19 protein-coding genes are annotated in these 21,761 nt (G+C 49.2%); 6 read left to right on the forward strand and 13 right to left on the reverse strand.

The annotated features are described in order from the left end of the window. Window positions 1-63: 63 nt before the first annotated feature. Together AB1756_04540 and AB1756_04545 are read left to right on the forward strand one after the other, a co-directional pair. Entirely contained in the window at window positions 64-1,254 is a 1,191-nt protein-coding gene (locus AB1756_04540) for a VWA domain-containing protein (protein ID MEW5806598.1), read from the forward strand. Between the two features lie 19 nt (window positions 1,255-1,273). Further along, complete coding sequence (locus AB1756_04545) at window positions 1,274-2,005, forward strand: RsmE family RNA methyltransferase (GenBank protein ID MEW5806599.1); 732 nt, start codon at window positions 1,274-1,276, stop codon at window positions 2,003-2,005. 5 nt (window positions 2,006-2,010) lie between these two features. On the opposite strand, the gene AB1756_04550 is transcribed toward AB1756_04545, so the two are convergent. From AB1756_04550 to AB1756_04560, 3 genes are read right to left on the reverse strand one after another with little or no spacing between them, the layout of a single operon-like run. Continuing rightward, complete coding sequence (locus AB1756_04550) at window positions 2,011-2,274, reverse strand: lipid-A-disaccharide synthase N-terminal domain-containing protein (protein ID MEW5806600.1); 264 nt, start codon at window positions 2,272-2,274, stop codon at window positions 2,011-2,013. Next, on the reverse strand, window positions 2,264-3,016 hold the full coding sequence (locus AB1756_04555; protein ID MEW5806601.1) for a glycosyltransferase family 2 protein: 753 nt from the start codon (window positions 3,014-3,016) through the stop codon (window positions 2,264-2,266). Before AB1756_04555 ends, AB1756_04550 begins: the two co-directional genes overlap by 11 nt. A 41-nt stretch (window positions 3,017-3,057) precedes the next feature. After that, complete coding sequence (locus tag AB1756_04560; protein MEW5806602.1) at window positions 3,058-3,699, reverse strand: hypothetical protein; 642 nt, start codon at window positions 3,697-3,699, stop codon at window positions 3,058-3,060. Window positions 3,700-3,849: 150 nt separating this feature from the next. Between AB1756_04560 and AB1756_04565 the strand changes: the two genes are divergently transcribed. Both AB1756_04565 and AB1756_04570 read left to right on the forward strand, forming a co-directional pair. After that, on the forward strand, window positions 3,850-4,497 hold the full coding sequence (locus AB1756_04565; GenBank protein MEW5806603.1) for a hypothetical protein: 648 nt from the start codon (window positions 3,850-3,852) through the stop codon (window positions 4,495-4,497). Window positions 4,498-4,513: 16 nt separating this feature from the next. Beyond that, window positions 4,514-5,083, forward strand: a complete 570-nt coding sequence (locus AB1756_04570) for an isoprenylcysteine carboxylmethyltransferase family protein (GenBank protein MEW5806604.1) — start codon at window positions 4,514-4,516, stop codon at window positions 5,081-5,083. A 58-nt stretch (window positions 5,084-5,141) separates the two neighbouring features. On the opposite strand, the gene AB1756_04575 is transcribed toward AB1756_04570, so the two are convergent. From AB1756_04575 to AB1756_04605, 7 genes are all read right to left on the reverse strand, one after another. After that, window positions 5,142-6,923 carry a glycosyltransferase family 39 protein gene (locus tag AB1756_04575; protein MEW5806605.1) on the reverse strand — a complete coding sequence of 594 codons (1,782 nt, stop codon included), beginning with the start codon at window positions 6,921-6,923 and terminating at the stop codon, window positions 5,142-5,144. Window positions 6,924-6,978: 55 nt separating this feature from the next. Further along, complete coding sequence (locus AB1756_04580) at window positions 6,979-8,925, reverse strand: ABC transporter ATP-binding protein (GenBank protein ID MEW5806606.1); 1,947 nt, start codon at window positions 8,923-8,925, stop codon at window positions 6,979-6,981. Between the two features lie 60 nt (window positions 8,926-8,985). After that, window positions 8,986-9,405: a nucleoside-diphosphate kinase gene (gene ndk / locus AB1756_04585; protein MEW5806607.1), complete on the reverse strand. Its 420-nt coding sequence runs from the start codon at window positions 9,403-9,405 to the stop codon at window positions 8,986-8,988. A gap of 80 nt (window positions 9,406-9,485) precedes the next feature. Continuing rightward, window positions 9,486-10,352 (reverse strand): succinate--CoA ligase subunit alpha, encoded by an 867-nt coding sequence (sucD, locus tag AB1756_04590; protein MEW5806608.1) that lies wholly within the window; start codon window positions 10,350-10,352, stop codon window positions 9,486-9,488. A gap of 34 nt (window positions 10,353-10,386) precedes the next feature. After that, window positions 10,387-11,544, reverse strand: a complete 1,158-nt coding sequence (sucC, locus tag AB1756_04595) for an ADP-forming succinate--CoA ligase subunit beta (GenBank protein MEW5806609.1) — start codon at window positions 11,542-11,544, stop codon at window positions 10,387-10,389. Window positions 11,545-11,970: 426 nt separating this feature from the next. Next, entirely contained in the window at window positions 11,971-12,420 is a 450-nt protein-coding gene (locus tag AB1756_04600) for a BamA/TamA family outer membrane protein (protein ID MEW5806610.1), read from the reverse strand. Then, on the reverse strand, window positions 12,360-13,067 hold the full coding sequence (locus AB1756_04605) for a POTRA domain-containing protein (GenBank protein ID MEW5806611.1): 708 nt from the start codon (window positions 13,065-13,067) through the stop codon (window positions 12,360-12,362). Before AB1756_04605 ends, AB1756_04600 begins: the two co-directional genes overlap by 61 nt. 327 nt (window positions 13,068-13,394) lie before the next feature. On the opposite strand from AB1756_04605, the gene acs reads away from it, so the two are divergent. After that, window positions 13,395-15,398, forward strand: coding sequence for an acetate--CoA ligase (gene acs / locus AB1756_04610; GenBank protein MEW5806612.1), 2,004 nt, complete (start codon window positions 13,395-13,397; stop codon window positions 15,396-15,398). Between the two features lie 5 nt (window positions 15,399-15,403). On the opposite strand, the gene AB1756_04615 is transcribed toward acs, so the two are convergent. Genes AB1756_04615 through AB1756_04625 form a run of 3 tightly spaced genes read right to left on the reverse strand, consistent with a single transcriptional unit; the run spans window position 15,404 to window position 20,860 of the window. Then, window positions 15,404-18,007: a glutamate synthase gene (locus AB1756_04615; protein ID MEW5806613.1), complete on the reverse strand. Its 2,604-nt coding sequence runs from the start codon at window positions 18,005-18,007 to the stop codon at window positions 15,404-15,406. 60 nt (window positions 18,008-18,067) lie between these two features. Next, window positions 18,068-19,366 (reverse strand): FMN-binding glutamate synthase family protein, encoded by a 1,299-nt coding sequence (locus AB1756_04620; GenBank protein ID MEW5806614.1) that lies wholly within the window; start codon window positions 19,364-19,366, stop codon window positions 18,068-18,070. A gap of 60 nt (window positions 19,367-19,426) precedes the next feature. After that, window positions 19,427-20,860 (reverse strand): glutamate synthase-related protein, encoded by a 1,434-nt coding sequence (locus AB1756_04625; protein ID MEW5806615.1) that lies wholly within the window; start codon window positions 20,858-20,860, stop codon window positions 19,427-19,429. Window positions 20,861-21,352: 492 nt separating this feature from the next. Between AB1756_04625 and AB1756_04630 the strand changes: the two genes are divergently transcribed. Then, on the forward strand, window positions 21,353-21,634 hold the full coding sequence (locus AB1756_04630; GenBank protein ID MEW5806616.1) for a transposase family protein: 282 nt from the start codon (window positions 21,353-21,355) through the stop codon (window positions 21,632-21,634). The last annotated feature ends 127 nt before the right edge of the window (window positions 21,635-21,761 follow it).

Here is a 21,761-nt window from a genome sequence, read left to right on the forward strand (position 1 = left end):
GTATATAATTTTATCATAAAAGTAATTTAAGGTTTCTTTGGCGATGGGATAAGAGGGGATATTATGAGAAACATCATGCTGTCACTGTTGATTGTTGCCATCTTCTGGCAACCGATATCAACCACATCTGGGGATTTCTACGTCGTCTTTAAGTCCCCGATGAACCTGAACACGGTCAGCGGAAAAGTCTCCGTCGAGGTGGAGGTCGTCAGAGAAGGAGACGTCGAGATAGAAAAAGTTGTTTTTCTCGTCAACGGCGTCCTAACGGCAGAGTGGAAGGAGCCGCCTTACCAGTTCCTCTGGGATGCCGGATCAGAATTCAAGGAGTGGAGATTAGCTGTTATCGCATACGCAGCAGATGGAAGGTCGGCTTCCAGGACCATCAGGACGCGAGAATTGAAGATCGATCAACTGGAACATGTCGATCTAGTCAATATTTACGCCTCGGTGAAGGACAAAAGTGGCCAGTTCGTTATGGGATTAAGCCGTCAGGACTTCCTGATCCTCGATAAAGGTGTTAAACAGAATATAGAGAGGTTCTCCCAGGAATGGCGACCCCTGCTGGCAGCAATTGTCTTCGACTCCAGCCTGACCATGAAAGGGGAAAAATTGAGGACTGCCAAGGAGGCCGCCATCGCCTTTCTGGACAGTTTCGGCAGGAATGATCGTGTAGCAGTCATCTCCTTCAGCGACAAGATCAAGGTGCTGGAAGACTTTACGATCAACTTCGAAGCCGTCAAGAAGGACATCCTGCAGATCGAAGCCGGAGGAGGAACGGCGCTCTATGACGCCATCTACAGGGCATCGGAGATGATGAAGGGCCAGGATGCCAGAAAGGTTATCATCCTCCTCTCCGACGGACGCGATGAATCGACGAGCGGGCTCACTCCGGGTTCACTGCATACCTTCGAAGAATCCATTGATCGGGCGCTGAGGAACGACGTCATCATCTTCTCCATCGGCGTGGGGAAAAGCCTTCACAAGGAGATGGATTTTTACGACAGGCGAAGTCTCAGAGAGATCCTGGAGCAGCTTGCATTCGATACCGGAGGAATCTTCTACACTGCGGAGAGGATCCGGCAGATCGAAAAAGCTTTCGTCATGATCGCCGATGAGTTGAAACATCAGTACTTCATGGCCTTCTTGCCCAGTCACGGCGTAAGGGATGGAAGCTGGAGAACGATCCAGGTGAAGACAAGAGACCCGAATCACAGGATCATCACGAGGAAGGGTTACTTCTCGCCAAAAGATTAGGCCTCCGCATCCTATGAGAATGAATCGCTTCATCGGAGATTTCAATCTCACCGGAAAATCCCTCTCTCTGACCGATAGGAAACTTGTCAATCAGGTCAGAAATGTTCTTCGGATGAGAGCAGGGGAGAGTATGATCCTCTCCGATGGGAAGGGGAAAGAAGTCCTGGCAGAAATTCTTGCAGTCAGGAAGGACTGCATTGATGTCAGAATTAATGGAGAGTTGAAGAACCTTAACGAACCCTCGGTGCATGCAACTCTCTGCTGTTCCATCTTGAAGAAAGAGAATTTCGAATGGGTTGTCCAGAAAGCTTGCGAGGTCGGGGTGAGAGAGATTATTCCCCTTTTCGCCGAGAGAACAGTCAAAACCAGGATTCATGAAGAGCGTCTGAAGAAGATTATCAAGGAAGCCGCTGAACAATCGGAGAGGAAGATCCTCCCTGTATTGCATCCCACCTTTACTTTTCAGGATGCCGTTCATCGTCTCAAGAAAGGCAATCTGAACTTGTTGTTCCATCGAAGCGGAATCGCACTTCACGATATTAAGGAAAAGATGCTGGCTGCCGCAGATCGCGAAACAAAAATCCCTGAAGTTAATTATTTCATAGGACCTGAAGGAGGCTGGAGCGATCAGGAAATCCGGCTGGCAATTGACAGCGATGTAACCATCGTAAACCTTGCTCGATTGAACCTCCGAGCAGAAACGGCCGCAGTCGTTGCCGGCTATATGATCTGCTGGAAGCTGTTCCCTTAGATCTTTCAGCCCTTCTTCTTTTGAATCAGCATCAGGTTCCTGATGTAGACGATCAAGCCAGAGGCCTGCCCCACCATGAAGACCGGGTCAAGCTTGTAGGTCGCATAGGCAAAGAGGGCGGCTCCACCACCCACGCTCAGGTACCAGAAATAGATCGGGACGATGCTTTCCTTCTTCATCTCCGATGCTATCCATTGAACCAGGAATCTCCCCGCGAACAGCGCCTGGCCGACAAACCCGACGATCAGCCACAAGATTTCAATCTTCATAGTCTTTTATCTCATAATCAAGTTTTCGTTTCCTCATCCATCGGACTACCAGAAGGTCCACGAAACCCCGGACCATCCTGTTCCCTATCCCATACTTTGCCTCCCCGCTCAGCCTCCGGCGGTGCCTGACCTTCACCTCGACCACACGATACCCTTCCATCCTCAGAAGGGTTGGAAAGAAACGGTGCATCCCCTTATAGAGCTTTATCTTCTTGATGCACTCGCTCCTGAAAGCCTTCAGGGAGCATCCCGTATCAGTGATGCTATCCCCGCTCAGTTTGTTCCTCACCGCATTGGCGATCTTCGATGAGACCCTCCTCACAAGATTGTCCTGTCTTTCGAATCTCCAGCCGATGGCTGCATCGTAATTCTTCAGATGGGCAAGAAGCGAGGGGATGTCTGCCGGATCGTTCTGGAGGTCGGCATCCATCGTAACGATGATCTTTCCTCTCGCAGCTTTGAACCCTGCATCAAAGGCCGCCGTCTGACCACAATTTCTGGTAAAGTGCAGTCCCCTGACCTCATCGATCTCCATTGCCAGCCTTTTGATTAAATCTCCGCTCGAATCGGTGCTCCCGTCATCGACATATATGATCTCATACCGTTTCCCCAACGCATTGCAGACACGCCTTATCTCGGCAGTCAGCATTTCAATATTATCCTTCTCGTTATAAACGGGTACGACGATGGAAAGCTCGATCTGGCCTTCTTCTTTCAAACTATGCCGATCCTTCCAATCCATTTTACTATCCTTTTCTTCTCTCACACTGGCTGCCTCTGCAACTATTTCCCCTTGATATTGAAGATCCAGAACTTCCTCAGGAGGTTAAATCTCCTGAGGAATTTCTTCTCCTGGTCGCTCATCTCCTCCGGCGCCAGCTCGTTCTTCCACTTCAGGTAGGCGGCATCATCTACCTTCTTGAAGAGCGGGAACAGTAATTTGCTTGATAATGTTCCGTGCTTGAAGATGATGGCTCCGGCAAGATCGAGAAGTTTCAATCTGTTCCCATCTTGTGTCACAATGATATTTTCTCTTCCCCGGATATCATTGTGCACAACGCCGGCTCTATGAATGCCATCAATGACTGTCCTGAGCTCTGCAAGAAGATCGACAATCCGTACAGGCCCCTTGTATTCGGAAAGCCTCACACCATCCACATATTCGATCGCAAGCGACCAGCGATCGGGCCTCCCGTAGAATCGTGGGATTCCATCAACCCCCTGCACTGCACGGTAGGCTTTCTCCTCACGTCCAATCTGAAGACGTCCGATCATGCGAATGAAAAACACCTTTCCTGCAAAATCCTTGAGGACGATCTTCCTTCCGCCAAGCTCGATCAGAAAGAGATCCGCTTTGCTCCATCTTCCCTTCAGCATCGTCGATACGATGCTTTGCTCAATCCTCATCCTGGTCAGCTGACTCATCGGGGCCTCTTCCCCATTTCCTTCTTTCACTGGAGCTTGAACGGGATATTCGTCCATGTTAATCTTAAAAGCACGATAACGATGAAAGGTCATCAATAGCATTTAAATATTAACATAATTTGATTTCTTGACAGCAAGAATATGGCGGATATGGCAGTTAAGAGAAACACTCTCGTCCACAGAGGACGCAATTTCACCAAGGCTGACATCTATGAATGTGAGTTTCATGGACGAAAAGCCATACTTAAAGATTACGGAAGCCGAAACAATTTCGTCAGCAGGAATCTCGGAAAATGGTTTGCCGGAAGAGAATTCTCGATCTATCAGAAGCTGCGGGGAATCTCTGGAATAGCTGAAAGTCTGGGAAGTCCCGATGCATTTTCCTTCGTCATCGAATACACCGAAGGGAAACCTCTTCCCGATCTGGATGCGAAATTGATCACCTCCTCCGTTTTCAATTCTTTGAGAGAGACCATCGAAACGATCCATGGAAAAGGCATCGCCTGCGGAGATATCCATCATAGAGACATCCTGGTCACAGGAGATGGAAGGAGCTATCTCGTCGATTTCGCTACGGGATGGGAGAAGGGTTCCAGATACAACATCATAAGGAACATCATATTTCATTCTTTATGCTGTCTGGACTGGCTGGCCTTCTACAGGATTCGGGAAAGGTATCTCGGCATTCCCCCCTCCATGGATGAAAAAAATGATTTTTCAAGTATAATTCCTCTTTATTCTCTCGGACGAGCCTTAAAGAAGATGTTTGATCTCCTGCGCGGCAAGGAAATACGCTGAATTAAGCGGAGTGGATATGGGAAGAGAAAGAAGCAAGATCCTTGGTTACGTGAGAATTGCTCTCCTCTATCTATTCATTATCTTGCTCGCCATTCTTGCAAAGCCGACACCCACTTTCTTCTACGTCGGGATGGTCTTCGTTGCCCTCGGAGAAGCCTTCCGGTTCTGGGCTGCCGGCCATCTCATCAAATCGAAAGAGCTCATCGTATCAGGCCCCTATCGCTATACACAGCATCCGCTATATCTCGGTAGGTTTCTGATCCTGACGGGCCTGTGCATCATGGCGAAACTCCCCTATCTCTTAAACTTTGCTCTCCTCACTTCTGGCTATCTTGTCTTCTTCCTCTACTACCTTCCCAGGAAGATCAAGGTGGAAGGAGAACGGCTCCGCGAAATCCACGGCGAGAAATGGATGGAATACAGAAAACACGTTCCTGCTCTTTTTCCGCAATGGAAGCCTTATGGAGAGCAGAAGAACGGCTGGTCGTCACAGCGGATGCTGAGGAACAGAGAGCATTTCATGATCATTGGCCTCATCATCATCTTAGTCGTTTTCCTCTTAAAATCCTATCCTCCTCAACCGTGATTCGGCCTTAAGGATTGCATGTCATTTCACTCATGTTTCTAAAATATTGCAAATGGGGCTATGGCTGGTTGGAGACAAGAATCATGGAGCGGTGTCCGACTCCTTCCGAGTGAATCCTGTAAAGAGGAAGCTCCAGCTTTTCAGAAATCTCGTTGAGATCATTTTGCTCGATCAGGCAGAATTTTCTCTCACTGCTGCTCATGACATTTTTAAATGCCTCCTCTGAGAGGATTAGGTCGAGATAGATTCGCGAATAGAAGACATAAGCGGAACGATACCTCTTGTATATCGGAAGCCGCTCTCCTTGCTTCAGATGGTCTCTGACGGTGGAGGCGATCCGGATGCTGAAACTTTTCGCCGACTTGTAATCGTCCAGGACCGGATAGGCAAAGAAGACGGCTGCCAGATAGAATGAAGAGATGGTCAATAGAATGGCGATCAGGGTTCTGAAGCCGAACCCCTTACGCAATTCCAGGGTTATGAAGAGAGAGCCGATTATCAGAAGGACTCCCATCAGCAGCACTGGAAAAAAGAAATCGGGATAGAACCTGAGAGAGATCATGGGGAGCAAGAGCCCCGTGCCGAAGAACAGGGGGAAGTAAGAAAAATTCAGACCTTTGAGCCACCCTTCCTTCCAGGTGAACCAAAATATTATGAAGGAGGAAACGATTATGACCGCCCCCAGGAGGGAAGCCGGGAACAAATATTCCCTGGCCTTGATCCATGCCGCTACAGGAATGAAAGATCCGCAGATGATCAGCAATCCGGATAGGAAATAGTTGAAAGCCGATGCGAGCCTGGAAGGGATCGATTCCTCGCCTTCGCTGAGTATAACGCTAAACAGGTATCCCACCATGATCGAGGCAGCAGGAAAAAGCGGAAGGATGTAAAGGTTCCTCTTCTCCCTGGAAAAGGAGAAGAGAACGAAAACAAAAAAGACCCAGCAGAGAAGAAAGGCCGCCTCTTTCCTCTCCACGCTCCTCAGCTTCGAAAAGAGAAGGGCAAGGGCTGCCGGAAGGAAGAGAGACCAGGGAAGAAAGTCCAGCGGAAAGGTTTTCAAAAAGTAGTAGAGGGGCTGTCTGTGGTGAATCCCTTCGGAGAATCTCTCTATGAGATGGCGGTCGAGAGCGGCAAAAACGCTGTACTCCCCTTTTCCAGCAATCGTAGCGGCGACCACCCAACCGCCCACAATCAACAGGAACAGGCTCAACCCATCTGTAAGAAAGATCTCTCGCACTCTTTTCATCTCGCCAACGGATGCCAGGAAGATAAGGATCACACCAATGGGAATGATGAATCCGAGAGGCCCTTTCGCAAGAGTACCAAGCGCGAGGGATAGATAGAAGAAGATGAGGTATCTTCTCCGATGAATCGGCTCGCCGCGGGACAGGTAGAAGAAGAGGAAGGAGATGAGGATGAAGAAGGTCAGAAGCATGTCGGTCTGAGCCGTGCGCGCTTTGTCGAAGAAGAGAAAGGAGGTCGAGAGGATCAGAGAAGATAGCAAAGCTGTTTTCCTGCCGAAACACTTGAGCGCGAAGATATAGGTGGCGGCAACGGCACCGATCCCCGCAAGAGCCGAAGGAAGTCTCGCCTGGAAAGAAGAGATTCTGCCAGTTAATAGCGAAAATGTGGAGATGAGCCAGAAGAGCAGCGGCGGCTTGTCCGTATAGATCCACCCGTTGTCGTGGGGGACGATCCAGTTCCCCGTTTCGAGCATCTCCCTGGAGATCTCCGCAAATTTTGGCTCATCGGGAGCCCACAGATCGTAGCCCCATAGGTTCGAAAGGAAGAGAACCGCGGCAAAGAGTAGGACAAACAGTAGCTCATTTTTCCATTCCATGGCGACTCTCATCTTTTAGCAGTATGAAAAGCAAGGAAGACTGAATAATATCCATTCAGTCCTCGCGGAACTGGATGGCGTGGAGCTTCGCGTAAACTCCATTCATCTCGATTAGTTCCCAGTGCGTTCCTCTCTCGACGATCCGCGCGCTGTCAAGGACGTAAATGCAGTGGGCCTTGCGTACTGTGGAGAGTCTGTGCGCTATGACTATCGAGGTCCTGCCCTGCATAAGAACATTCAGGGCGGCCTGGACCTGGGCCTCCGAAGCCGTGTCGAGAGCCGAGGTCGCCTCATCCATGATGAGTATGGGAGGGTTCTTCAAGAGAGCCCTGGCAATTGTGATCCGCTGCCGCTGTCCTGCTGAGAGACGCTCCCCTCGCTCACCAAGAACCGTATCGTACTGCTGGGGCAGTTTCATTATGAAATCATGAGCGTTTGCGATCCTGGCAACCCTGACCACTTCATCGAGTGACGTCTCGGGGCGACCGTAGGCGATGTTGTTTTTCACCGTATCGTTGAAGAGGATCGTTTCCTGAGATACGATCCCGATCTGGTCTCTTAGCGATTTGATCGTCACGTCACAAACATCGTGCCCATCTATCTGGATGGCACCACCGGTTACGTCGTAGAACCTCGGGATGAGATTGACAAGCGTCGTCTTTCCCGCGCCAGAGGAGCCAACGAGGGCAACCATCTCGCCCTTCTTCACTGTCAAATCGATGTTCTTCAGGACCTCTTCGTCGCCGTAAGAAAAACTGACATTCCTGAAGGAGATCTCATGCTGGAAAGGGGAAAGAGAAATGGCATCCGTTTTCTCTTTGATGTCGATCCCGGTATCCATCATTTCGAAGACACGCGCGGCGGCAGCGGCGGCCTGCTGTATCTCGTTGTTTACAACGTTGAGTTTCTTGACGCTCATGAAGATGACACCGGCTCCTACGAGGAAGGACAGGAAATCCCCCGGGTGAAGCCTCATGTGGGAGATCTGATAACCTGCCCACCAGAAGAGAAGGACTCCCACGACTGCTCCGATGAGTTCCATGACGTTGGGCGCCAGAGCCACCGTTTTCGCGATCTTTCTGTCCACCCGGAGCATTCTCCTCAACGCCTCCCGAAAGCGAGCCTTTTCGAAATCCTCCATCCCGAAGCTCTTCACGATCTTTATCCCACCGATCCCCTCGTTAAGGATACTCGAGATCTCACCCATCCTCTCCTGGCTCTTCCTGCTCGCTCTCTTCATTCTCTGTCCGAACTTCACGATGGGAAATATGGCCAGCGGAAGGGCCACGAAGCAAAATACGGAGAGCTGCCAGGAGACATAGAAGACGAAGATGGTCACGAAGATAAGCGTGAAGAGCAGCCGGATGGAATCGGCGAGGTGCATCGAGACGATCTTATTCATCCTCTCCACGTCGCTGACTATCCGAGACATGATGATCCCGGTGGGATTCATGGTGAAAAACTTAAGCGACTGGTTCTGAATGGAACTGTAAAGATCGTTCTTCAGGTCCATAATGGTTTTTAAGCCAACGTTCAGGGTAAGATACTGGCCGAAATATCCAAGCAGTACCTTGATGAGGAAGAGGAGGACTATAAAAAGGGGCACTTCGATGAACGCCCTCTTCTTCGTGTAGACTCTCAATTTTTCCATCGGGAGATATTTCTCGAGGGACTGCATGATATCTTTCTTCCCGATAAGTGTTCTGGGTTTGTGAGCAGCGGCGTCCTTGTTTCCCTCAGCCTCCCTTGAGGAAGTTCCAGATGTCTCCAGCCCGGATGATGGCACCCTGGATTGCGGGCTCTTTTCTTCAATCACAATCGCAACGGACCCTTGCTGCTCGGAAGGGGCAATTTTCGCTCCGAGAACCTCGCTGTAGAGAGGCCTGATGAAGGCCACGAAGGCGGCCATGAGGAAACCGGAGAGCATGAGAAGGACTGAAGCCCAGATGAGATTCCACTTGTAAGGGTGGACATATTTCAGAAAGCGAAGCAGGTCTTTCATTCTCTGAAAAATGCTATCAAAACGAACATATCAAGTCAAACAGTGAAGGAATGGGCAAGATCATCGATCAAAGAGTTCGAGGGCATTGAAGAAGTAAGGGATCTCGAATTTCGCAGATTCCGGTGAATCAGAGCCATGGATGATGTTCTTCTCGATGGAGAAACCGTAATCACCCCTTATGGTTCCCTTTGGAGCCTTCGTCGAATCAGTCGGACCCATGATGTCCCGGACCTTTCTTATGGCATCCTCCCCTTCCAGCGCCATTATAACGGCGGGACCAGACGACATGAAATCCGTCAGCGAACCATAGAACGGTTTGTCTTTGTGCACAACGTAGAAGCCTTCCGCTTCTCTCTTGCTCATGTGCACCATCTTCAATCCGAGGATTTTAAGGCCATTCGCCTCGAAGCGTCTGATGACCTCTCCGATGACTTTCTGTCCGACACCATCTGGCTTCACGATCGATAGCGTTCTCTCCACCATTGATTCTTCCTTTCTGCAAAAACTTAATATCCTCTTTCCCCCTGTAATGGAAGGGTTATATGAGAATGTTTCTAAATTCATAGGATAGAGGCAACGGCATCACCGATGCTGGCCGGACTCTCCACAACTATTATCCCAGCTGCCGTCAGCGCTTCCGTCTTTTCCTTCGCCGTTCCCCTTCCACCCGAGATGATGGCCCCTGCATGCCCCATTCTTCTTCCAGGAGGGGCCGTTCTTCCCGCGATGAAGGCAACAACAGGCTTGCTGAAATTCCTCTTGATATATTCCGCAGCCTCCTCCTCCGCCGTCCCGCCAATCTCACCGATCAGGACGACCGCCTTCGTGTCATTATCTTTCTCGAAGAGGGCCAGAAGATCGATGAACGTTGAGCCGATGATCGGGTCGCCGCCGATCCCGATGCACGTTGATTGTCCAATGCCTCTCCGCGTCAACTGGTCCACCGCTTCATATGTCAATGTTCCACTCCTCGATATAACGCCGATGTTTCCCGCCGTATGGATATGACCGGGCATGATCCCGATCTTGCATTTTCCTGGAGAGATGATCCCCGGGCAGTTCGGACCGATCAATCTGGTACTTCTCTTCTTGAGGAACGTCATGACCTTAATCATGTCGAGTGTCGGAATCCCCTCCGTGATGCAGACGACGAGCGAGATCCCGGCATCGGCCGCCTCCATGATGGCATCGGCCGAGAAGGCGGGTGGCACGAAGATCACGGAAGCATTTGCTCCAGTTGTTCTGACCGCCTCTTCAACCGTATCAAAAATGGGGATGTCATCAACTTCCTGTCCCCCTTTGCCCGGCGTCACGCCGGCAACTACCCTGGTTCCGTATTTAATCGCCTGGCGAGTATGGAAGGTTCCTTCGTTTCCAGTGATTCCCTGAACCAACAATCTCGTCTTTTCATCGACAAGAATGCTCACTTTCTACCTCCTTGCCTTTCATGGAGAAGCCGCATCATCGAGCAGCGGCAACGACTTTCTCAGCGGCATCCATCATCCCGGTCGCTACGATGAAATTCAATCCTGAACTCTGGAGAGTCTCTTTTCCCTTCTCTACATTGGTTCCTTCGAGACGGACGACCATCGGCACTTTGATACCAACCTCCTTTGCCGCCTCCACGACACCATTTGCGACGATGTCGCATCGCATGATCCCGCCGAAGATATTCACGAGAACCGCCCTCACGTTCTTATCGGAGATGAGTATCTTGAAGGCATTGGCGACCTGCTCCTTTGTCGCGCCACCCCCTACGTCTAGGAAGTTTGCCGGCTCGCCTCCCGCCAGCTTGATGATATCCATCGTCGCCATGGCAAGCCCTGCACCATTGACCATACACCCCACGTTCCCGGATAGTTTGATGTAGTTGAGATTGTACTTGGATGCCTCGATCTCGAGCGGGTCCTCCTCATCCAGATCCCGTAACTCCTTGATCTCCGGATGCCTGTAGAGTGCATTATCATCAAAATTCATCTTCGCATCGAGGGCAAGGATGTTCCCGTCCTTCGTCGTGATGAGTGGATTGATCTCTGCAAGGGACACATCTGTCTTAACGAAGGCCTCATAAAGGGAGAGGATCAGCTTCGTAGCCTTCATGATGAGCTCCTTCTTGAATCCGAGTCCGAAGCAGATCTTCCTCGCAACATAGGGGCTTATTCCCACAGCAGGGTCGACGTGCTCCTTGAGGATCTTGTCCGGTGACCGTGCCGCCACCTGTTCGATCTCGACGCCTCCCTCCGAGGAAGCCATGATGACAGGAGAGCCCATCGAGCGATCCACAATGACAGCAAGGTAGTATTCCCTTTCAATGTCTTGAACTTTTTCGACCAGGACTCTCTTGACCTTCTTTCCTTCAGGACCGGTCTGATGCGTGACGAGTGTCATCCCGATCATCTGCTTGGCGATTTCCCCTGCCTCTTCGGAATTGGAAGCGATCCTGATCCCTCCTCCTTTTCCCCTTCCACCTGCATGAATCTGCGCCTTGATCACACACCTCCCACCGATCCTCTTCGCAATATCCCTCACTTCCAACGGTGAATAGGCTACCTCGCCTTGCGGAACTTCTACTCCGTACTTCTTCAGGATCTCCTTCGCCTGATACTCATGAATCTTCACGGCAATCTCCCCCTCAAAAAAAATTTGCTGACGCAGGCTACGCAATCACCCTTCAAAAAGATGAATCGTACTGGATTGAAAGGTTAATTTGAAGGCAAATTATATTGGATTGAAGTTCCTCCGTCAATGACTTTGACCGGGGAAAGCCTCTAAATAGCTTGACTTTACATGTAAAAAAGGTTAGCAAAGCTCCTGATATCGATCCTGGATCCAGAGCGTATCAATAAGGATGGAGGAAAACTCAGTACTGGACGCTCCGGATAAAACCCCATGAGAGCATCAGCCTAGATGGCTATTAAAACTCTTGCTTGCCGCTATCATCAGCAGACTTTCTTTGTCAAACAGCATTTTCAATATCAACCGCTGGGCGTTCCTCAACGAGCTCGTGCTCAGCGGCAGTATGGAATGATACAAAGAAGGTTTATATTAAAAGGTTTCGGAAGTCATGACGAGGAATTGAAGTTTTCTCTTCCCCTCCACTTTGTCAAGAGGATAGGCCAAGTCAATGTGGACAACGTTGGAGAGGGCTGACCGCCTCTGGCCGATCCGTAAGCCGACCCCGACATCTTTCCTGAAGGCGGAGGTTCCAAATTCTTCCTGATCATTCCATACCGCTCCGGCATCGAAAAAGACAGCCATTCCTATATTGAAGAGATGGAAAAGCTCAACATTGGTGAAGATGCGATCCTCTAAAGTGAAGAGGAGCTGCCGGCTCCCATCCAAGAATCTCACAGGATACCCCCTTAATCCTGTATCCCCGCCAAGAAGGAACTGCTCTTCTCTGTCCAGATTCTGTCCGATATCTCCCGAAAGCTTCAGAAAGATGGTCTGATTCTTAAATCTCGTGTTGAAGTAGCTGGAGGAGAACGATAAGATGGAATTCCTCGGGAAACCTCCGTCTGAAAGAACTTTCTGCTGTCAAGCGAGAAAAAGGGATAGGAGATGTTCGTGATAATGAATTGGCCGTCCGTGTTTGTTTCATATTTGGAGATGAGCTTCCATTTCGTTCCCAGAAGCTGATTGTCGTAATAACGGAAGAGCGTTCCTGAGTTTTCAATCCCCTTGAACTGCTCCACGCTCAACTTCTTGCCAAGCCCCAGGAAGTTCTCATCCTCCAGCCCCATTTTGAAGGTGTTCATTCCCCCCTTCCGGCCAATGTTGACCCCCGCTTTTGCCGTCCAGGCATCCTGAGTGTAAACCTTAAGATCAGCCACTCCATCATGATAGGCAATCGGTTCAATCCTAGCTGTATGGAGGAAATGGAGATTCCGAAGATTTCTGGCACTCTCCTCCACCCGGCTCTTCACATAGGGATCCCCCTCCTTAAAGAGAAGCTCTCTCCTGATGACAGACTCATGCGTTTCCAGATGGAGCAAATTGATAAACTTGAAGAGCCTGTTTTCCTCTCCTTCCACTCTAGGGTCAAAAACATCGACACGCTCAATTATGATTTTCCCTATGATGGCCCCTTCCTTTTGGAGCGTATCAGAATCGGGAGGAGAATCGGCAAGGCAAGTATCCAAGATAGCAGTAAGAGAAGGGATAAGCTTTTCTCCGCATTCCAGATACTTCTGTGAAAAGCTTTCCTTTATGGCCAGGATCTACCGCTCCCTGGAGAGGCTTTCTCTGGATGAAAAGAGTGGTAAGGTCATCATGCTCTTGAAGCTAGGTCTTAACGATTAGTGAAATGGTTCTCATTAATATCTCATTGATGAAATTATTTGTAAAGGTAGAGCCCATTCAATTATTATCTCCATTTAATAATATCGTAATATTGCCAAATCATTATTTTGTAGTAAATTTATTAAATTATAAAATTGAATTTTTTGTCCTGGAAAGGAAGGGAAGCCATGTCAGATTCAAAAACTTTCCCCGGCACTAATGATCTTCCACAGGATCAGGCCAGAGAGATCCTGAAAGACAAAACCATCGAGGCGCTTCTCAAAGAGCACAGGATTTTCAATCCTCCTGAGATATTTAAGGCTCAGGCCAACATCGTTGATCAGAATATTTTCAGTTATGCGGATGAAAATTTTGAAGAATTCTGGGGGAGCATGGCCTCTGAGCTTACCTGGTTTAAAAAATGGGAGAAGGTCCTCGAGTGGAACCCGCCCCACGCCAGGTGGTTCATTGATGGAAAAATCAATATCTCCTACAACTGCATTGACAGGCATATCAATTCAGCCATCAGGAATAAGGCAGCCCTCATATGGGAAGGGGAACCCGGCGACACGAGAACGCTCACCTACTGGGACCTTTACCGGGAAGTTAACAAATTTGCCAATGTGCTGAGAAAGCTTGGAATCCAAAAGGGGGACAGAGTTGCCATCTACATGCCGATGATTCCCGAGCTCGCCATTGCCATGCTGGGCTGCACAAGAATCGGAGCTGTTCACAGCGTCGTCTTTGGCGGATTCAGCGCCGAGGCCTTAAGAGACAGAATCAACGATGCGCAAGCAAAGATTCTTATAACGGCCGATGGGGGTTACAGGAGGGGAAGTATCTTCCCGCTGAAACACGATGCCGATTATGCCATCAGAGATTGTCCCTCCATCAAACATGTCATCATCGTCAAGCGCGGCGAGTTCCCGCTGAGAATCAAAGAAGGGCGAGATCACTGGTGGCACCGGCTGATGCAGGATGCCCCCTCTTACTGTAAGCCTGAAGAGATGGACTCCGAGGATCTCCTATATATCCTTTACACTTCCGGGACAACAGGAAAACCAAAAGGGATCGTCCACTCAACAGGGGGATACCTGACAGGCGTTTACGCGACTACCAAATGGGTCTTTGATTTGAAACCAGATGATGTCTTCTGGTGCTCTGCAGACATCGGCTGGGTGACAGGACACTCTTACATCGTCTATGGGCCGCTCGCCAACGCCTCAACCATCGTCATGTACGAAGGGGCGCCCGATTGGCCAGAAAAAGACCGATTCTGGCAAATCATCGAAAAGTATGGCGTGACCGTATTCTACACAGCTCCCACGGCCATAAGAGCCTTCATGAAATGGGGAGAAGAGTTTCCACAGAGGTGTGATCTCTCCTCCTTGAGACTGCTGGGGAGCGTTGGCGAGCCAATCAATCCAGAGGCCTGGATCTGGTACTACAAGTACATCGGGAGAGAGAGATGCCCCGTTGTGGATACCTGGTGGCAGACGGAAACAGGAATGATCCTCATCACACCTCTTCCCGGAATCACCGCGCTGAAACCAGGCTCGGCAACAAAACCTTTTCCGGGAATCTCGGCTGACATCTTCAACGAGAAAGGAGAATCCGTGAAAGTTGGCGGAGGCTACCTGGTTCTGACGCGCCCTTGGCCGGCCATGCTCCGCGGCATCTATGGCGATATGGAACGATACGAGAAGCAGTACTGGAGCCGGTATGGAAAGAATGTTTACTTCACGGGGGATGGAGCTAAGAGGGATGAGGATGGTTACTTCTGGCTTCTCGGGCGGGTGGATGATGTGATGAATGTGGCTGGTCATAGAATCTCCACAATGGAAGTGGAGAGCGCCCTTGTGGATCACCCCTCTGTTGCCGAGGCAGCCGTCGTTGGAAAAAATCATGAAATCAAGGGGCAGGCCATATCCGCCTTCGTGACACTGAAGGAAGGATTCAACCCTCACCGGGAACTCGAAGATGACCTCAAAGAACATGTTGTGAAGAAGATCGGTTCCATTGCTCGGCCCGATGACATTATCTTCACGGCAGATCTCCCAAAGACGAGGTCTGGAAAGATCATGCGCAGGCTCCTCAAAGATATTGCCGAAGGCAGTGCCCTTGGGGACACGACGACGCTTGCCGATGCTTCCGTCATCGATTCCCTCAAGAAAAAATACGAAGAAGAATGATTCCTCTATCCCGTATCCTCTCCATATTTTGACAGAACGGCCATTCCCGCCGGCTCAACTTTGCGATAGATTCTCTCCATACTTTGAACTCTGCCATTCACTGTCAGGAGCTCCTCCATAGGGATGTCAAAGAGCCTCTCGTTTTCTTTAAGGAAGGGAGTAATTAAAGCGCAATCTCTCTGTGTCATCTCTGCGAACTGCCCTCCGTTGAGCTGGTCTTCTCCAACTCTTCTATCAGGATCTCTTAAATAGATGGCTCCTCCAGAGGCAAGGGAAAAGAGGTTTCCACCTGGATAAGGAGTCTCCAGTTCAATTAGCTCTCCCCTTTCACCAAACCTGATTCCATTCAGAATAACGAAGCCCCCACCATTGAAGGGGTCGCCTGCCATGAAGGATTCTGCCAGGTAGTCCAGGCAGGTACCATTGATAACCACGCGAGGAGCGCCTACAGCATTGATGAGCGGCCTTCCAGCGGCATTGCCGAGAAGATATATTTCCCCCCCTTTGGCTCCATACATGAAGGTCTGACCGACATCTCCGTAGATGACGAGCTTTCCTGATTTCATGATATTTCCAACCTGATCCTGGGCACTCCCGTGAACGTATATTTGCGCACCATCCAGTCCTGAGGCCAGATAATCTCCTGAATTTCCATAAACATGAATGCAGACTTCATGAGTCTCAGGCCCCAGACCGCTTCCGCAGAACCTCTGTCCTCTCAGGTTAATCAGAATGAGGTTTCTCCATCCCTTCCGAAAGGTCTGAACGATGAATCTTGCCAGGGAATCCTCACCTTCCGGTGGAAACTTTTCTGCATCTATGATGAGAATGCCATCTTTTCCTTTGGGTTCCATAAGGAGACCCCTTCTCTCCCAATCAATCCGCATGTATCTTTCCATGATGGCTTGATCCATGAGAGGGATATTTTCCAGGATCCTTTGGAGGGTATGTTCCAGCATTCTCAGCAAACAACTCCTCTTCTTGCTGCCAGTGTCGTAAATCCGGTCCATTAAAAGCGTGAGTATTTCAATGGCGAACGGTACTCGTTCTTTCCGTATTCTGGTGGACTCCATGAGGTCATAGCAGAAGCTCCAGAACTCTTCATAGCTCATACCTGGCATGGCTCTTTTCAGGTCATGGAACTTCTCCATGGAAGAGACAGCAGTTTCTTGAGGAACCATAGTAAATTCCGGAGCTAGATCACGTGAGAGGGTGATGGGATTGTGCAATCTGAAATGAGTCTTATTTTTTGGCGTTTCTATGATTCTTCCGAACTTATCGGTGCAGATCAGTTTATGACCATTTCCATTCTTTTCAATACGGAACAGAAAAGCACCACCATCCGTATAGCTTCCGCCTCGTGCATTCCAGTACATGTCGGCATAGGACCAGAACCTCTCGTCCTCCTGTTCCAGGCTCCTCAGGGTGGCATCGATGGCCTGCCTCTCAGAGGCGATCAAGCCGATCTGGGCTGCTCCTTCTTGAAGGGCGAAGACCTGGGGCCGGAGCATGGAGGTATCGGTTATTCCCAGTAGCTGAAACTGCTTCGCACAGGGATCATTTCTGGCAATGATAAAGAACCAGGGACCATCCGGAGAACCATGGATGTGCGCAGCCTGAATCATTCTGTAAATTTTCTTCTTCTCATCCGGAAGCATTTCAAAATCTCTCTCGGTAGTTGGAGCCAGAGCTTCAAGCAGGTACTCCAAAGGGTAATCATAGACTCTGTTCAGGAGGTCGAAGAGGAGAACAGCAACCTCGGTATCCGTCAGAAAGAGGGGATAGATGTTTCTCTGCTTCAGATACTCGCAGATGGAATAATAATTGGCAAAATCACCATTGTGGACAAGAGCTTCATTCAAACCGATGAAGGGATGGGCTCCCCCAGGATGCCATACCCTTCCTTTCGTTGGATAACGATGATGGCCGATCCACAGGTGAGCCTCCATCCCCTCCAGCTTGTAATACCTGATGACCTGCTCAGCATAGCCTACAATCTTCAGGACCATCATGTTGCGCCCATGAGACAGGACAAAGGCTTTCTTCTCCCCAAGCGACGTGTAATACTTACGATTCAACTGGAAGGAATTCTGGTAGATGAATTCATCCTCCGCCTTGCCGATATTCAGTGTCTCCATTTTGTTTCTTCTCCTGAAGTCGTCGAGTGGTTCCTTCTTCACGCGACAGAAGTATCTCCAGACTTCAGGAGGCTTGATCTCCAGGCCTTCTATTTCATTGTAGTCTTCGATGGAACAAATCTTTTCGGCATGGTGAATTTCCAGAGAGGGTCGTAAGAATTCTTCTTCCAGCTCGTCCTGAATGGAGCGCTTCAGGTAGGCAATCTGGAGGAGGTAGTCCTCTTCAAGAACCTCACTCGAAACGCCAAGCTGTTCGGCGGAAAGACCGACAGCAGCAATGCCTCCACCTTTGCCATTGCCCCGATTTCTCATCTGGTGCAGTGATGGAAAGAGATGTTTCCCCTTTATGGGGACCGAAGAGGCAATTCCCACAACGCCGCAACCGCCTTCCGCCTCCATCTTCCGCCAGGACAGAGGGGTGTCATATCTCAAATATCTTCTGGAATCAATGATGAGCCTGGAATCGTTCATCCTTTCCTTCTTTATTAATTTTTTAACTGTGTTTATCAACCATCTTAAAATTTTTTAAGATCATCCCTCGTAATCTGCATGAGAGAGAAGGTCTGTTCTTCCTCTCAGTTCCCGGATGCTTCTCAAGCCGCATCTTCTCAGCAATTCCTTCCACTGGCTCTGCCAGGAAGCGTAGAGATTGATGATCCGCTGCGCGGCCCACTCTACCTCTTTCAATGGAGTAAGCTTCGGATCGGTGCTCGTGATTCCCTGAGGGCAGCCTCGACCGCTTTCACAGTTTCCACAATGAGTGCATCCGACAGCAATTAACTCCGCTGTTCCTATGACGCAACCATCGGCACCGAGGGCGATTGCCTTGGCCACATCATAAGCTGTCCTTATTCCGCCGCTTGCCATAAGCGTGATTTCATCGCGAATTCCTTCTCCCTTTAGGAAATTGTGTACCCTGGGAATGGCATACTCGATAGGCATGGCAATGTTCTTCTTGGAGATTTCAGGCGCGGCTCCGGTGCCGCCGTAGCTTCCATCGATATGAATGATATGCGCTCCGGCATAATAACTTCCCACCGCTACCATATCGACATCGGTGGGGGTAGAAACCTTGACAGAGACGAGAGCCTCCGGATGAAGGGTTTTTATCCAATCCACATGTTTCTTGTGATCTTCAACAGAGTAAACGCTGTGAAAGGGGAATGGGGAGAATAGGCTCACCCAGGGAACGGACTCACGCATCCTCGCCACATCAGGCATCACCTTATCTGCCAGCAAATGGCCACCCAGTCCAGGCTTGGCCCCTTGAGCATACTTGAACTCGATGATTCGTGCTCTCTGGATGGTCTCCTCCCGGACGCCAAACAGGCCCGTCGCAATCTGGGTGATGACATGATTACTGAAAGGGATCAGTTCAGCAGGATACCCACCTTCTCCTGTGGAGGTGAAGGTGCTCCAGGCTTTCGCTGCCATCGCCCGTGCCACCATGATATTAAGACTGATAGAACCGTAGGACATCCCGCCACCATAGACAGGGATCGGTATTTCAATCTTTGGTCCATCGGATTTCCTGTTTAGTTCAATTGAGGTATCTACTTTCACATGTTCGTCCAGAGCGTTGCCAGACGAGGCTAACCGGAAGTCCATCTTATCGAATCCCCCTCCCGATCGGCCAACCTTGTCTTCCAGCCCAGACATCGAAGGCATTCCGGTCTCCGCCTGCTCCCATGTCGTCAGGATCAATTCCGGAGTCCATCGGTAATTTCCGAGAGTCTCTAAATCTCCATAATTTCTTAGGGCAAATTTTTTCAACCCTCGGTTAAGATTCTCTCGGTGAAAACGAAACAATTTCTCTTCTAAATGATTCATCTTTTTATTCTCAATCTTAAAAAACTCCGATTCTATCAGCAACAAATTTTCTTATGATATTTACTTTCTCAATCCAAAGATGGGGGCGAAGATTTCCTTTTCCAGATCTTCAAAAAACATGGCTCTCCCCGTTTCTCCCTGGAGTCTCCTCACCTCACGCAGCCCCATGGCCCCAAGAATCTCGAGGAGCTGGCCATGCCATGCGCCAACCATATTGATCAATCTCTGAGTCCCCCATTCCCTATCCAGGCGTGGAAGTCTCCATTCGCAGAATTCTGGCGAAGTACAGTCTCCATCGAAACGGCACTGGAGGGCAACAAGAAGTGGCGTATTGAGAGCTATGAGATCTGCACCACAGATGATGGCTTTGGGGAGATGCTCGGCAGCAATGATTCCTCCGCTGGTTATGATGGTCACCTCATCCCTGAGAGAATGTTCCACTAACTTCCCATGAATGGAACGGATGAGTTCCTTGAGGAACCTGGGGTTACGGACGGATATTTCCCTCCCACGGTAGTCGGCAAAGAGATGAAAGACGCCGGCTCCTTCCTTCACAGCACGAACAACGAATCTTTCGCTACCTTCATTGAACGGTAACCGCAAACAGATAATGGCTGTTGGGAATTCATCTTTCAATCTCTTCCATCCATCCAAATGGTTTCCCACATCCACTTCAATGATGGAAACAGCTCTCAGAATTTCCTTGTGATCTTCCCAATTTTGGAAGTTCACGAGAGGAATGATATGTGCTAAAAATTTCATCAAATCCCCTTTGATCTCCTGCACTGGAATGATGACAAACGTTTTCAGGTATGAGGCGGCTTGTGCCAGGATTTCCAGGATGTTCTTATTCCTGAGAGAATCAGGGAAAAGATCAAAAATGATGGGAACAGGAATCTGAATCAGAGGAGACCCATCATAAAGCCAGGAATATTCTGGGCCGAACTCCAGCCTTGAGGCTTTTCTCCCGATATCCACAATTGTTGAGATGAATTCCCTGCCATGGATTCCATCTCTCGTGGGCCGAACAATTTCTGACATGTCGGTCCACATGGAATCAAAACCATTGCCGCTGAAAGGTCCTTTGTAGCAGGCCCCTTTGACCGGGATCCTACCTGTGGATGCTTCGTACCAGAGAGACCAGACCTGCTCAGGTGACCAGTAATCATCGCCCAGCTTCTTGTAGGCCTGACTCAACTCAATCTTCACCATTCCGGGATGCTCCAGGACACAGCGGTAGCAAGCAACGCATCGGTCGTGGTCTGGAGTGAGACCGCCAAACATTCGATCGTAAGTACCATAAATGCAGGGACGACTCTTCAGCCTTTTGGGTAATTCCCAAGGTGGGTAGGAGAGAAAAGCTTCAAGTAGCATTTCAGCGAATTTGCTCTCCCTTATCCTCACCGCATACTTCCCCGGTTGTCCCCTGAGGGATGGTGCGGCTTTCGTTTCTATGTGGAAACGCTTATACAAGTTTCCCTTTTGATCCATCATTTCAATGAAATTCTTCCAATCTTTGCTGGAGCTGATTCAGCGGACCTTTGCAGAAATACAATCTTCTTCCTTTTGCATGCCCTATTGATGAATTGGACCTTTATGAGAATGTTTCAGAACAAATGAAAAATCTCTTCATCGAAATTCAGACTTAAATAATACTGCAATTTCTCCCTTGGGTCAACTAAAATGTAATAAAAATTTTGCATATTTTACAAAATCTTAATCTCAAAAAGCATAAAAATTAGAAAATTTTGCATCAATGATTTTCAATTTTTGCATTTTTGCAATTTTTTGGTAACGTTCAAAAGTTTTGACATTGAAGGGTCAAGTGAAGTAAAAGACTTCCTTCAAGAAAAGAAGAATCATCAGGAAAATGAGTACCTGAGATTCAAAATAAACTGAGCCAAAAAGAAAGGACATCGGTTAAAATTCCTCCAAAACAACGAAGTTAAGAAGAAGGAAAGCCGATGTCCACGAGCCTATTGGACCATGGCTTTGGAGTTAAGCATTACCGATACCAGAAGACAGAATACAGAATACAAAGAGGGGATCTTGATCTTCCACATTGAAAAATCAGAAGAGAAGCAACGCTGTGCCAACTGCGATTCTCGCAATGTGATCAAGAAGGGGCATTTCGTCAGGGGAATAAGAACGTTACCCATTGGAAAGAAAAAGGTCTTTCTTGCCATTCATTTGTATCGGCTCTTCTGTCGAGCTTGCAGGAGCCTTAAGCTCGAGCCACTGCTTCTGAGTTTCCCGAAGAAGCGATGAACCAAGGTGCTGGGGCGATACATTGTGGAGTTGATGAAGCGGAGCACGGTCGAAGATGTTGCCCGACATCTTGGTTTGAGATACTATCCCGAGGAGGTACTTGTTTTTGATCGCTATCATGTGATCC

Source organism: Acidobacteriota bacterium, assembly GCA_040752675.1.
Taxonomy (GTDB): Bacteria; Acidobacteriota; Polarisedimenticolia; order JBFMGF01; family JBFMGF01; genus JBFMGF01.